At 62.2% G+C, this 12,973-nt stretch carries 11 protein-coding genes; 2 read left to right on the forward strand and 9 right to left on the reverse strand.

The genetic code is table 11. The features are described 5' to 3' along the window. Positions 1 to 245: 245 nt before the first annotated feature. From KI236_RS05820 to KI236_RS05860, 9 genes are all read right to left on the reverse strand, one after another. Complete coding sequence (locus tag KI236_RS05820; RefSeq protein WP_212820119.1) at positions 246 to 1,640, reverse strand: aminopeptidase; 1,395 nt, start codon at positions 1,638 to 1,640, stop codon at positions 246 to 248. Further along, a complete protein-coding gene (locus KI236_RS05825; protein ID WP_212820122.1) occupies positions 1,633 to 3,261 on the reverse strand; it encodes an L-threonylcarbamoyladenylate synthase in 1,629 nt (542 codons plus the stop codon). The genes KI236_RS05820 and KI236_RS05825 overlap by 8 nt, the downstream gene beginning before the upstream one ends. Before the next feature lie 39 nt (positions 3,262 to 3,300). Further along, the gene (locus KI236_RS05830; RefSeq protein ID WP_212820123.1) at positions 3,301 to 3,939 is read right to left on the reverse strand and encodes a lactate utilization protein; all 639 of its coding nucleotides are present in this window, start codon (positions 3,937 to 3,939) and stop codon (positions 3,301 to 3,303) included. A gap of 17 nt (positions 3,940 to 3,956) precedes the next feature. Further along, positions 3,957 to 5,030 carry a peptide chain release factor 1 gene (gene prfA / locus KI236_RS05835; protein ID WP_329958969.1) on the reverse strand — a complete coding sequence of 358 codons (1,074 nt, stop codon included), beginning with the start codon at positions 5,028 to 5,030 and terminating at the stop codon, positions 3,957 to 3,959. 6 nt (positions 5,031 to 5,036) lie between these two features. Further along, entirely contained in the window at positions 5,037 to 5,522 is a 486-nt protein-coding gene (locus KI236_RS05840; RefSeq protein ID WP_212820125.1) for a flavodoxin family protein, read from the reverse strand. A gap of 38 nt (positions 5,523 to 5,560) precedes the next feature. Next, positions 5,561 to 7,450, reverse strand: a complete 1,890-nt coding sequence (abc-f, locus tag KI236_RS05845; protein WP_212820127.1) for a ribosomal protection-like ABC-F family protein — start codon at positions 7,448 to 7,450, stop codon at positions 5,561 to 5,563. Continuing rightward, positions 7,447 to 8,802: a UDP-N-acetylmuramoyl-tripeptide--D-alanyl-D-alanine ligase gene (locus KI236_RS05850; protein ID WP_228738093.1), complete on the reverse strand. Its 1,356-nt coding sequence runs from the start codon at positions 8,800 to 8,802 to the stop codon at positions 7,447 to 7,449. The genes abc-f and KI236_RS05850 overlap by 4 nt, the downstream gene beginning before the upstream one ends. Continuing rightward, positions 8,799 to 9,860 (reverse strand): D-alanine--D-alanine ligase family protein, encoded by a 1,062-nt coding sequence (locus tag KI236_RS05855; RefSeq protein ID WP_212820129.1) that lies wholly within the window; start codon positions 9,858 to 9,860, stop codon positions 8,799 to 8,801. The genes KI236_RS05850 and KI236_RS05855 overlap by 4 nt, the downstream gene beginning before the upstream one ends. Before the next feature lie 295 nt (positions 9,861 to 10,155). Further along, complete coding sequence (locus KI236_RS05860; protein WP_212820131.1) at positions 10,156 to 11,307, reverse strand: FtsW/RodA/SpoVE family cell cycle protein; 1,152 nt, start codon at positions 11,305 to 11,307, stop codon at positions 10,156 to 10,158. A gap of 471 nt (positions 11,308 to 11,778) precedes the next feature. Between KI236_RS05860 and tsaE the strand changes: the two genes are divergently transcribed. Continuing rightward, positions 11,779 to 12,207, forward strand: coding sequence for a tRNA (adenosine(37)-N6)-threonylcarbamoyltransferase complex ATPase subunit type 1 TsaE (tsaE, locus tag KI236_RS05865; RefSeq protein WP_212820140.1), 429 nt, complete (start codon positions 11,779 to 11,781; stop codon positions 12,205 to 12,207). Then, on the forward strand, positions 12,204 to 12,917 hold the full coding sequence (tsaB, locus tag KI236_RS05870) for a tRNA (adenosine(37)-N6)-threonylcarbamoyltransferase complex dimerization subunit type 1 TsaB (RefSeq protein WP_212820142.1): 714 nt from the start codon (positions 12,204 to 12,206) through the stop codon (positions 12,915 to 12,917). The genes tsaE and tsaB overlap by 4 nt, the downstream gene beginning before the upstream one ends. The last annotated feature ends 56 nt before the right edge of the window (positions 12,918 to 12,973 follow it).

The raw sequence follows: 12,973 nt of genomic DNA on the forward strand, positions 1-12,973 counted from the left end.
GAAGAGGAATCCCCCAGGCACGGCTTCGCCGTGTCTGCCCCCTTTAGGCAAGGGGGCCTGGGGACGGGGGATGCGGATTGCCACAACCAGTGACATCGGTCACTGGTTTCGCAATGACACATTATTGGAAATACGGTACAAAACCGGCGGGCGGACAGAGTCGTCCGCCCCTACATTTTTGTTATAAATTGCAAAAAGCAAGGCTCTCCGGAGGTGGAGGGCCTTGCCTTTCTTTTTTATTCCGTTTATTCCGCCTCGTAGATGGCCTTGCATGCTTTATAGGTCATATAGCAGTCCAGCTTGGCCACGGTCTCGAAGGGAGCGTGCATGCTCAGCACCGGCACGCCTGCGTCCAGGGTGGCAATGTTGCGGTTGGCCATATACATGGCCACGGTGCCGCCGCCGCCGGCATCCACCTTGCCCAGCTCCGAAATGTGCCAGAGGACATCCGCCTCGTCCAGCACCCGGCGGACATAGGCCACCGTCTCCGCCGAAGCATCGGAGGCGCCGGACTTGCCCCGGGCGCCGGTATACTTGCACAAGCCCACGCCGTGGTTGACGAAGGCTGCATTGCGCTTTTCAAAGACCTCGGGGAAGTTGGGGTCGTAAGCCGCCGTCACATCGCAGGAGAGACAGAAGGAGTTTTCAAAGCAGGCCCGCAGGGGGACACCCTGCCCGTCGCACAGGTCGTGAAGGAAGGTGTCAAAGGCGGCGGACTGCATACCCGTGACGCCCATGGAGCCGATCTCCTCCTTGTCGGCCAGCATACACACGGCGGTCTTTTCCGGCTCTGCCAGCTCCAAAATCCCTTGCAGGGCCGCAAAGCCGCAGACACGGTCATCGTGGCCGTAGGCTCCGATGAGGCTGGCGTCCAGGCCGATGTCCGTGGGGGCGGCGGCAGGGACGGCCTCCAGCTCGGCGGAGGTGAAATCGTCCTCGGTGATGCCGTACTTCTCATAGAGCTTTTCCAAAATCTGCATCTTCACCCGGTCCTTCTCGTCCTCCTCGCCGGAGGGGCAGGAGCCCAGAAGAATATTCAGGCTCTCGCCGGGGACGGCCTCGTTGAGAGGCTTTTTCCCCTGCTCACCGCCCAGATGGGGCAGCAGGTCCGTGATGACAAACTTAGGCTCCTTGTCCTCGCCCAGCTTCACCTCCACCACGGTGCCGTCCTTCTTGGCCACCACGCCGTGAAGCTCCAGGGGGATGGTGACCCACTGGTACTTGCGGATGCCGCCGTAGTAATGGGTCTTGAAAAAGGCCAGCTCACTGTCCTCATACAGGGGGTTGGGCTTCAGGTCCAGGCGGGGGGAGTCGATATGGGCGGCCACGATCTGGGCGCCCTTTTCCAGGCTCTGCTTGCCTATGACAGCCAGCATGACGCTCTTGCCCCGGTTTACGCGATAGATACGGTCGCCAGGCTTTAGCTCCATGCCCCGCTCATAGGGCTTGAAGCCCGCCTTTTCCGCCAGCTCCACGGCCACCCGGGCGCACTCGCGCTCGGTTTTGCCCTGGTGCAAAAAGGTTTTATAGAGGCTGCAATAGCGCTCCATGGCCGGAATCTCCTGGGCGGGCACGCGGTCGTAGCCGTTCTTCCTCTGGCTCAGCAGCTTTTCCCGCTGGGTCTTTCTCTCGTCATTCATAGGTAAATACCTCCCGGATCAGATTTTTGAAAAATTTCTCGGCCACCGCCTCAAATTCTGCCGGGGATTCCTGGCAGTTTTCCAAAATATGGCTGCAGTGGGCGGTGTAATATTCGTCTGCGGGCTGGGCGGCCATGCGCAGGCGGGCATAGTCCTCGGTGATGCCGTCCCGGGCCATGATGCGAAGGACCCGGTCCTCCCGGGGGGCGGTGATGCCTACGGTAGCCCGGCACAGGGCGGCCAGGCCGCTTTCAAAGAGGTTAATGGCGTCCAGGCCCACAATGAGACTGCCCTGCATCTCCCGGCGGATCACCGGGAGGAGGTGGAAATAGACGATCTCATTGAGCCTGTCCAAGGCGGCAGAGTCGGAAAAGACCTGGCTGCCCAGCTTTTGCCGGTCCAGCTCGTCTCCGGCGAACACATCCCCGAAGGCGCCGGTGATAGCCCTGCGGAGGGCGGGGTTCTGGCGCAGCTCCCGGTGATAGACCGCGTCACAGTCAATGACCTTGCCCCCCAGGCGCTCTAAGGCGCGAAGGGCGCTGGTCTTGCCGCTGCCGGTGCCGCCGGTGATGCCGATGACGGCCTGGGGCAAACGGTCGGCATCCACGATGTGAAAGCCCGCCGCCTTTTTCAGCCGATTGCCCACAGCCAGGCCCAGGCCTGCATCCCCGGGGCACTGGGTATAGATGGCGGTGACCGGCGTGCTGTCAAACCGCCGGAGAGCGTCAAAGACCCGGTGGGCCTGCTGGGCGGAGTCTCCGGATGCACCCAAGGACTGCACCTGAAAGCCGGAAAACAGGTCCCGATACTCCTCGAAACAGATGACCCCCTCCCCTGCCTGCAGGACGGAGCGGATATAGGCGGCACTGCGGCCAGCCTCGCCGGTAACGGCGGTCACCGGGGCGTGGGGGGCATAGTGGCGATACTTCATGCCCGGAGCCCGGGGCGGCTCGCTGCCCGTGACCTTCTGCGTAACGGCCTTATCCACGGCCACCTCGCCCAGAATACGGCGCAGCTCCTCCAAGGGCAGACCGCCAGGACGCAGGAGCCGGGGCGGGGTAACGGTGAGGTCGATAATGGTGGACTCCACCCCCACCCGGCAGGGCCCGCCGTCCACGATGCCGTCAATTTTCCCGTCCATATCCTCCAGCATATCGGCGGCGCTGGTGGGGCTGGGGCGGCCTGAGGTGTTGCCGCTGGGGGCGGCCACAGGAACCCCCGCTTCCTGGATGATGGCCCGGGTGACGGGGTGATCGGGGCAGCGAACGCCCACGGTGTCCAGGCCCCCGGTGGTGCGCAGGGGGACGATGGGCTTTCTGGGCAGGATCATGGTCAGGGGGCCGGGCCAAAAGGCCTCCGCCAGGCGGTAAGCCGTGTCCGGCACCTGGGCGCAGTAGCGCTCCAGCCAGGTGACATCCGGCACATGGATAATAAGGGGATTATCCTGGGGGCGGCCCTTGGCCTGGAAAATATGCAGCACCGCGTCCTCGTTCAAAGCACTGGCGCCCAGGCCGTAGACCGTTTCCGTGGGGATGCCCAAAAGGCCTCCGGAGCGCAGGATCTGTGCCGCTTCCCTTATTTCATTTTCCCCGTTTTCGGGGTGAAATACCCTTGTTTTCAAATTGAATTCCTCTTTTTAGAAAAAGGTTTTTCCCGTTTTTTAGAAACCGAGGTCTTCGCCCACCAGGACGACTTTGATGCGACCTGCGGGCTTGCACATACGGGTGATGACGATCTGAGCGCAGATGCTGTCGGGTCCCTTGCAGTCGGCGCAGAGGCCGTTTGCAACGCAGGGCGTCTTCAGCGGGAAGCGCTGGGCGTTCATAGGCGCGGCCACCTGCCGGGCCCGGCGCATGGCACCGTCCAGGTCTCCGGCCACCTTATTCATGCCGGCCACCACTATCACCTGGTCCGGGCCGAAGCACAGGGCGGCCACCCGGTTGCCGGTACCGTCGATGTTCACCAGCTGGCCGTCGGCGGAGATGGCGTTGCTGCCCATGAGGAAGGTGTCGCAGGTGAGGGCCTGCTTCAGCATCTGCTGGCGCTCCTGGGCGTCCTTGGCGGTGTCGCGGTCGATGACGGCCTGGCCCCGCTGACGCAGAGCCTCCTTGACGCCCAACTCGTCCACGGTGGCAGTGCCGCCCCAGGAGGCCACATGGTCCTGGGGGATCAGCTCCAGGATCTTCTCCAGTGCCGCGGCCCGGTCCGAGCAATAATACGCCTCAAAATAGCGCTTGTTCAGGGCCTCGGCCACCTTGGCTCCCGCCTTATCATACTGCATCTTTCTCTGTGTCAACATGGTTGTTTCCTCCTTGCTTAGTCATTTGCTTGCTGTAATAATTTCTCGGTCTGCTGTTGGGCGGTAAGGGCGTCTAAAATGCCGTCCAGGTCCCCGTCCAGCACCGGGCCAAGGGGATAACTCTTATGCTCCCCGGTGAGGCGATGGTCTACCACGATCTTTTCCTGGAAGCGGTAGGTGCGGATGCGCTCGGAGCGCTCGGCCCCGCCCACCTGACTCTTGCGCCGGGCGGCCCGGGCGGCTTCGCTCTCCGCCTGCTGCCGGGCATAGAGCCGGGAGCGGAGGATTTTCAGGGCGCGATCCTTATTTTTATACTGGCTGCGCTCATCCTGGCACTCCACCACCAGACCCGTGGGCAGGTGGGTGACGCGGATGGCGGACTCGGTCTTATTCACATGCTGGCCTCCGGCGCCGCCGGAGCGGTAGGTGTCGATGCGCAGGTCCTCCGGGGCGATGTAAAGCTCCGTCTCCTCCGCCTCGGGCAGCACGGCCACGGTAGCGGTGGAGGTATGGATGCGTCCGCCGCTCTCCGTCTCCGGCACGCGCTTGACGCAGTGGGTGCCGCCCTCAAACTTGAGCCGGGCATAGACCCCGGGGCCCTCTACGGTGAGGGTGGCCTCCTTCACGCCGCCCAGCTCCGTGTCGCTGCGGTGGACCACATCCGTCTGCCAGCCGCAGCTATCGGCATAGAGCAGGTACATACGAAGAAGGTCGGCGGCAAACAGAGCCCCCTCTTCCCCGCCCACACCGGCCCGAATCTCCAGGACCGCGCTGCGGTCATCGTCCGGGTCCCGGGGCAGGAGCAGAAGGTGAAGCTCCTCTGTCAGAGCCTCCTGCCGCTCCTTGGCCCGGTGCAGCTCCTCCCGGGCCAGGTCGTGCATCTCCGGGTCGGAGAGCATGGCCTCCGCCTCCTGCCGGGCGCTGCGGGCCCTGAGAAGTGCCTCATACGCCCGAACCACAGGGGTCAGCTCCTTTTGCTCCCGGGTCAGATCCCGCAGGCGAGCGGGGTCTGCGTACACCTCCGGCTGGGACAGGAGCAGCTCCACCTCCTGCAGACGCAGGGCGGCGCGGCTGAGCTTATCTTCCATCATACTCTGTCACAGGCCCAGGGCATTTTTGGTGTCCTGAATGAATTTATCCCGCCAGAATTCATATCCCGCGTCGTCCGGCCGCAGGGAAACATCCGTCAGGCGCATACGCTTTAAGAATGTCGCCATGTGGGCCAGCACATCGTCGCAGCGGTCTGCGCCGCTGCGGGTGACCACGCAGGAAACCAGGGGCAGGGACTCGGCGTTCTGAGCCAAAAAGCTCTTGACGGGACTGGCGCACCGGCCCGCCCAGGCGGGAGTGCCGATGATGACCAGGCGGTAGTCCTGGAGAGGGCGCTCCGTCTGCAGGGGGGCAATGGGGCAGAGCTTCTTGCTCATGGCCTCCATCCCCGAGCGCAGATAGCCCCGGAGCTTGCTGCGGTCCTGGCCGTCCTCGATTTTCACCAGCTCCGCGTCCAAAGCCCGGGCGATCTCGCCCATGGCCTTCTCCGTTCTCCCGGTGCGGGAATAATATACACACAAAATGTCGCTCACTGCTGTGCGCTCCTTTCTGTCATCCTTCGATCTCTTATTTACTCCTCCAGCTGCAGGCTCAGCTCCTCCCAGCGGGCCATCTGCTCCTGCAGGGTGTTCTCCGTTTCCAGTTTTTTGGCATAGACCTCCGCCAGCTTATCCGGATCCCGGCCCACCTGCTGCATTTGCCCGTCCAGGTCGGCAATCTCCGACTCCAGCTTAGCTATGGTATTCTCGCAGATGGTCAGCTGCCGACGGGCGGCCTGCTGGGAGCGGTTTCCCTTGGCAGGGCGGGTATCGGCCTTTTTCTCCCGGGGGGCCGGGGGCTCCTGCTTTTCCTGGGCTTTTACAGATTGGTATTGGGTGAAGCCCATGGGATAGTCGGTGACGGTGCCCCCGGAGAGCTCCCAGATGCGGGTGGCGAAGCGATTTATAAAGTAGCGGTCGTGGCTGACAAAGAGCAAGGTGCCGTCAAAGGCCTCCACCGCCTCCTCCACCCACTCCCGGGCGGCAATGTCCAGGTGGTTGGTGGGCTCGTCCAAAATCAGGAAGCTGGTCTGCTCGTCCATGAGCATACACAGGCGCAGGCGGGAAAGCTCGCCGCCGGAGAGGGACGACACGCTCTTAAACACATCCTCCCCCTGAAACTGGTACTGGGCCAGGCGATTGCGGGCGCTCTGGGCGGTCATGCCCTTTTTCTCGTAGAGCATGGTGTCAAGGAGGCTCCGCTCCGGGTGGGCAAAGCGGATGATCTGAGGCAGATACGCCGTGACCACCGAAGGGCCCAGGCGGATGGAGCCGCTGTCCGGCCGCTCAGAGCCTACGATCATATTCAGCAGCGTGGTTTTCCCGGTGCCGTTTTCCCCCAGGAGGGCAATGCGCTCCCCGGGCTCCACCCGAAGATAAATATCCGAGAACAGGGTCCGCTCTCCAAAGGATTTCGTAAGGCCCCGAAGCTGCAGCACCTCGTCGCCCCGAAACTCCCGGCTGGCAAACTGGGCATTCATCTTCCTGGCCTTGGTGGGCTTTTCCGTGGTGCGCATACGCTGGATGCGCTTTTCCATGGAGAATGCCCGCTTATGAAGGGCATCGTTACCCATAAAGGCCCACAGGTGCATCTGATCGGCGGCCTTTTCCAGCTGCCGGATCTTGGCCTGCTCCTTGAGATACTGCTTCATGCGCTCCTGATAGCGCCGCTCCTTTTCCACGGCGTAGAAGCTGTAATTTCCGCTGTAAAACGCCGCCTTGCCGTCGGCAATTTCGATGATACGGGTAACGGTGCGGTCTAAAAAATAGCGGTCGTGGGAGATGGTGAGGACGGTGCCCCGGAACTTGGAAATATACTCCTCCAGCCAGACGGTGGCCTGGAGGTCCAAGTGGTTGGTGGGCTCATCCAGCAGGAGGATGTCCGTGTCCTCCAGTATCAGGCGGCCCAGGTTCACCCGGGTCTTTTCGCCGCCGGAGAGCTCGGAGAAAAGGCGGCCGCGCATGGACTGGTCAATGGTGAGGCCGTTTGCCACCTTGCTCACGGCGGTGTCGGTATCCCAGCCCCCTAAGCCCTCGAACCGGGCGGAGAGGTCGCCGTAGCGCTTTAAGGTGGCGGCGCTACTGTCCCCGGCGGCCATCTTCTCCGCCAGGGCATCCATCTCCTCCTTCAGCCTCTCCATCCGGGAAAAGGCCGTGCGCAGCACATCCTCCACGGTGTACTCCGGCGGGTAGACGGGAATCTGGGAGATGAGGCCCAGACGCTTGCCCGGGGCCACGAAAACCTCGCCGCTGTCGTAGTCCAGCTCGCCGGTGAGAATTTTAAAAAAGGTGGTCTTCCCTGCCCCGTTGCGGCCCAAAATGCCCACCCGCTCGCCGGTGTCGATCTGAAGGGTGAGACCGTCCAGTATTTTCTTTTCCAGGTCGAAGGACTTTACAAGTCCCGTGACGCCAATATCGATCATACTTTTTCCAGTTCCTCAACGATTTTTTCAAAATGCATAGAGTGGGAAGCCTTCACCAGGGCCACAGTGCCGGGGGTAAACTCCCGGCGGAGGGTGTCATAGGACTGCTCCAGGGTGTCGAAATGATAGACATTGCCCTGGGCGGCACGGGCCAAATGGGTCATCCAATGGCCCACGGCCACCACGCAGTCCAGCTTTAATTCATTAAGCAGCAGGCCGATGTCGGTGTGGGCCTTGGGGGAAAGGTCGCCCAAATCGCCCATATCCCCCAGCACGGCCATGCGGCGGGGGCAGTCCGTGGCGGCCAGCAGGCGCAGGGCCGCGGCCATGGCCTGGGGATTGGCGTTATAACAGTCGTCGATGATGAGACGGTCACCGGGCCGGTGGATCAGGCGCATCCGGGAGCCGGTGGGGGTATAGGCCGCCACGCCCCGGATAATTTCGTCCTTGGTAAGGCCCAGATATTCGCCGATGGCCACGCCCATGGAGGCGGAATAAATCATAAACCGGCCCGGAGAGGGGATGGTCAGGGGGTAGGTGTCCTTTTCCGTGGTCACGGTACAGGTGAGGCCCTGAATGCCGCGCTCGCAGATGTCTGTAACATGGACATTGCAGCCCTCACTCTCGCCGCAGCGGAGGGTCTTAAAGGGCAGCTTCAGGGTATTGAGCAGAGGGTCATCGCCGTTGAGAACAGCCAGGCCGCCGGGCTGCAAATTTTCGAAAATTTCGCTCTTGGCCCGGAGGACGCCCCCACGGGTGCCGTCCAGGTTGCCGATGTGGGCGTCGCCGATATTCGTAATGACGGCAACGGTGGGGCGCACCATGGCACCCATGCGGCGAATCTCCCCGAAGTGGTCCATACCCGTCTCGATGACCGCCGCCTGATGCGCCTGCTCCAGGCGCAGGAGGGTCTGAGGCGTGCCCACAAAATTATTGAAATTGGCCAAGGTCTTGAGGGTGCGGAAGTGCTGGGAAAGCACCGCCGCCAGCATCTCCTTGGTGGTGGTTTTGCCCGCGGAGCCGGTGACCTGCACCACGGGGATGTCGAATTTTCCCCGATACCAGCCTGCCAGGCGGCCCAGGGCGGCCTCGGTATCGTCCACGGCAATATAGAACTTGCCGGGCTGCAAATTTTCGGGAATTTTGGCGCACAGGCACCCGGCGGCCCCCTTCTGCAGGGCCATGTCTATATAGGCGTGGCCGTCGAAGCGCTCACCCACCAGGGGCACAAAGAGGTCGCCGGGGAGAATATCCCGGCTGTCGGTGCTGACCCGGGTGACGGCGGCGCCCTCTTGCAGGAGGCGTCCGTCTGTGGCGGCGGCGATCTCCCGGGCCGTGCAGGGAATCATCATAGCCGCTCCGCCTTTCTCACGCGCAGAGACTCCTCTGCGATCTTCTCACACAGGGCATCATAGTCCATGCCCACGGCGGCAGCCTCCTGGGGCACCAGGCTGGTGGGGGTCATGCCCGGGAGGGTATTTACCTCCAGGCACCAGGCCCGGCCCTCCTCATCCAGGATGAAGTCCGTGCGGGAATAGACGGACAGGCCCAGGGCCCGGTGGAGCTTCAGGGCCATCCGGCCCACCTGATGCCACTCCTCCTCGGTGATGGGGGCGGGACAAATCTCCACAGCGCCGCCCTTCTGATACTTGGATTCGTAGTCGAAATAGGCGTTTTTGGGAATAATTTCCACGGCGGGGAGATAGGTGTCGCCCAGGACGGCGATCTGAATTTCCCGGCCCTTGATCTTCTTTTCCACCACCACATGGTCGCCGTAGCGGAGCATATGGTGCAGGGCGGCCTCCAGCTCCTCCTTGGTATCCGGCAGCTCCACGCCGATGGAGCTGCCGCCGTTGACGATCTTCACGGCGCAGGGCACCTCCAGCTTCTCTACCAAAGCGGGAATGTCGGCTTCGGTATAGTGTACATCGTGCCAAGGGGCGGTGCGGATGCCCTCGGCATCCATAAAGCGCTTGGTGATGGCCTTGTCCATGGCCATACCGCTGGAGACATAGTTGCTGCCGGTGTAGGGCACGCCCAAAAGGTCCAGAGTGGCCTGGATGCGGCCATCCTCGCCGCAGGAGCCGTGAAGGGCCAGGAACACCAGGTCCGCCAGGGCGCACACCTGCAAAACGCCCTGACCCAGCATGGAGGGGCTTTGATCCCTCCGGGAGCGGCGCACCGCCTCCAGGTCCGGAGCAGCGGAGGAGACGCTGTGGTCGGCACACAGGCCGTCGGGCGCGTCGAAAATATTCTCTATTTCTCCGGAATAGTTTTCCAGGCCCAGGAACATATCCACCAGCACCGCCCGGTGGCCCCGGCGGCGCAGGGCCCGGCATATACCGGCACCGCTGGTCAGGGCCACATTGCGCTCGGTGCTGAGACCGCCGGACAAAACAACGATTTTCATAAAGCATCCCTCGATTCAGGCAGGATATTATTTTTAGATAGTATAGTATAGCATATCCGGCGGAGGATTACAACGGATATGTAGGAGATTTATGACAGTACGGATTGCCACGACCAGTTTGCGAACTGGTCTCGCAATGACAGGAAGTTTTGCAAGGGGTGCGGTGCAAGTCCGGCAGTCCTTGGTGTGCGTAGGGGCGGGACGATGTAGGCATCGTCCCCTACGGATGGTATGCGGGGTGCGAAAACCGGGCGCGGTCTTGCTCCGTGCCCGGTGAAGTCTCTCTTTTCTGTTTTTATCGCAGCCACTCGGGGCGGGCCCGCTTTTGGATGCCGGAGACCATGCCCATGGCGGCAAACAAGGTCACGATGGAGGTGCCGCCGTAGCTGATAAAGGGCAGGGTCAGACCGATGACGGGCATGACGAACAGGCACATGCCGATGTTGGACATCACCTGGAAAATCAGCATGGCCGCAACGCCTACGCAGATATACATATCGATTCTCTGCTGGGCGTGACGGGCAATGAGGACGCAGCGCAGGATGATGGCGGCCAGGAGGGCGATGGTAAACAGGCACCCCAGCATCCCCAGCTCCTCGCCGATGACGGAGAAGATGAAGTCCGTGTGCCGGGCCGGAAGGCTCCAGGCGCTCTTGGACTGGGTCTGGGTGCCGTGAAACAGGCCCTGGCCCGTGAGCTTGCCGCCCCCCAGAGCCAGGAGGCTGCGGGTCTGCTGCCAGCCAATGTCCATGGGGTCCAGGTCGTGGTCAAAGAGGGTCAGGAAGCGGTCCTTCATATAGGGGTTGATCTTATCCTCCTCCCAGAGCACATAAAAGGCGAAGCTGCCGCCCAGGATGCCGATGACGAACCAGCGCTTGGCCACCCCCGCCACAAAGCACATGCAGGCGAAGATGAACATAAGCACCAGGGCACTGCCCATGTCGCCGGAGACTGCGGCATAGGCCCCCACGATCAGGACCAGATGGCCGCCCAGCAGGGCGATGGAGGGGATGGATTTCAGGTCACGGTTCTCCTGCAGGTAGACAAGCTGCCGGGCCAGCAGAGCAATGAAAATCAGCTTCACGATCTCCACCGGCTGCAGATTTACAGGGAGGCCCGAAACGCCCAGCCAGGCCCGGTTGCCGGTGCCGCCGTCCATGCCCAGGGGGGTTTTCAGCAGGAAAATAAGCACCAGGCTCGCCCCCAGGAGCCACTTCCAGCGCTTGCTGACCTCCGCCAGGTCCAGCATACTCATGAGCACATAGGCCACGATGCCCAGGCACAGGGCCGCCAGCTGGACAATGACATTTTTATAAGAGCCTGTATAGTGGGTGGCACTGGCGATCATCAGGCAGCCAAAGAGGGTGGCGCCGGTACACAGGGCCAGCAGCACCAGGTCCACCTGGCGGATACAGCCGAGGAAGAAATCTGAAATTTTACGCAGCATTCTGCCGGCCTCCTTTCGAGAAAGATGAAAGCGGGGAGTTTTTGTAGGGGTACGGATTGCCACTGGCGGCGCATGCACCGGCTTCGCAATGACAGGGTTTTTTACAAGGGGTGCGGGAAAAGAATCCCCCAGTCACGGCTTTGCCGTGCCAGCCCCCTTTAGGCAAGGGGGCCTTGGGGACGGGGGATGCGGATTGCCACGACCGGTGTGCGCACCGGCTTCGCAATGACACATTACAAAGAGTGCAGTGAGGCGGGCCGATGTAGGCATCGGCCCCTACGCACCGTTTACCGATAGGATTTTGTAGGGGCGGAGGACTCTGGCCGCCGGGTGCGGTTTTGTACGCAGGAAACACCGCGACAGTATATAGTTTACCACAAGAAGTTTTTTCTGTAAACGCCTCCTTCACTCTTTTCTTTTGTTTTTTGCCGTGCTATAATAGATTGATTTTAGAGAAAAGCGGGTGAGAGCATGGTCTATCGGACGGAGAGCGCGGCGCAGACGGAGGCTTTGGGCCGGGAGCTGGGCGCGAAGCTGCGTCCGGGCAGCGTGGTGGCCTTTCGGGGCGGTCTGGGCATGGGCAAGACCGCTTTTACCCGGGGACTGGCTCAGGGCCTGGGCTGCACAGGCCGGGTCACAAGCCCTACCTTTACCATTGTCAACGAATACAGGGGGAATATTCCCCTGTTTCATTTCGATATGTACCGGCTGGACAGCTCCGACGCCCTCTTTGACATCGGCTGGGAGGATTATCTGGATCGGGGCGGCGTGTGCGCCGTGGAGTGGAGCGAGAATGTGGCGGACGCCATGCCCGATGGCACGGTGTATGTGACCATCCAGCGCGCTCCGGAGGGCGAAAACGCCCGGAAAATCACCATTACGGGAGGCGAAGCACTGTGAAAACTCTGGCTTTGGAGACCTCGGCCAAGAGCGTATCCGTGGCCGTGACGGAGGACGGAAAGGTGCTGGCCTCCTCTTACCAAAATATCGGCCTGACACACAGCGTGACCCTGATGCCGCTGCTGGACGGAATGCTGCAAAACGCAGGGCTGACCCTAAAGGATATGGATCTTCTGGCCGTGGCGGCGGGGCCGGGCAGCTTCACAGGGCTGCGCATCGGCGTTTCGGCCCTGAAGGGCCTTGCCTGGGCGGAGGACAAGCCCTGCTGCGGTGTGTCCACCCTGGAGGCTATGGCCCAGAACGGGCGGCTGTTTACAGGCACGGTGGTCTGCGCCATGGACGCCCGGCGCAGTCAGGTGTATAACGCCCTGTTCCGCTGCGAAAACGGGCAGCTGACCCGGCTATGTCCGGACCGGGCCATCGGCCTGGAGGAGCTGGCGGAGGAGCTGCGGAAGGACGAAGGCCCCAAGCTGGCCCTGGGGGATGGCGGGCGGCTGTGCTGCGATTACCTGAACAGCCACGGTATCGCCTGCCGACTGGCGCCGGAGAATGGGCTGTATCAGTCCGCCGTGGGGGTTGCCCTGGCGGCGGAGGACATGGCCCGGCGGGGAGAGACCGTCAGCGGGCGGGACCTGGTGCCCACCTATCTGCGGCTTTCGCAGGCGGAGCGGGAGAGGCTTGCCAAGGGGCTGAAAATTACGGTGGAGTAACGGATCGGACGGGTTTCGTTTACATCGGCGCGGGGAGGAATCCCCCAGCGGGCTTC

The organism is Vescimonas fastidiosa (assembly GCF_018326305.1).
Lineage (GTDB): Bacteria > Bacillota > Clostridia > Oscillospirales > Oscillospiraceae > Vescimonas > Vescimonas fastidiosa.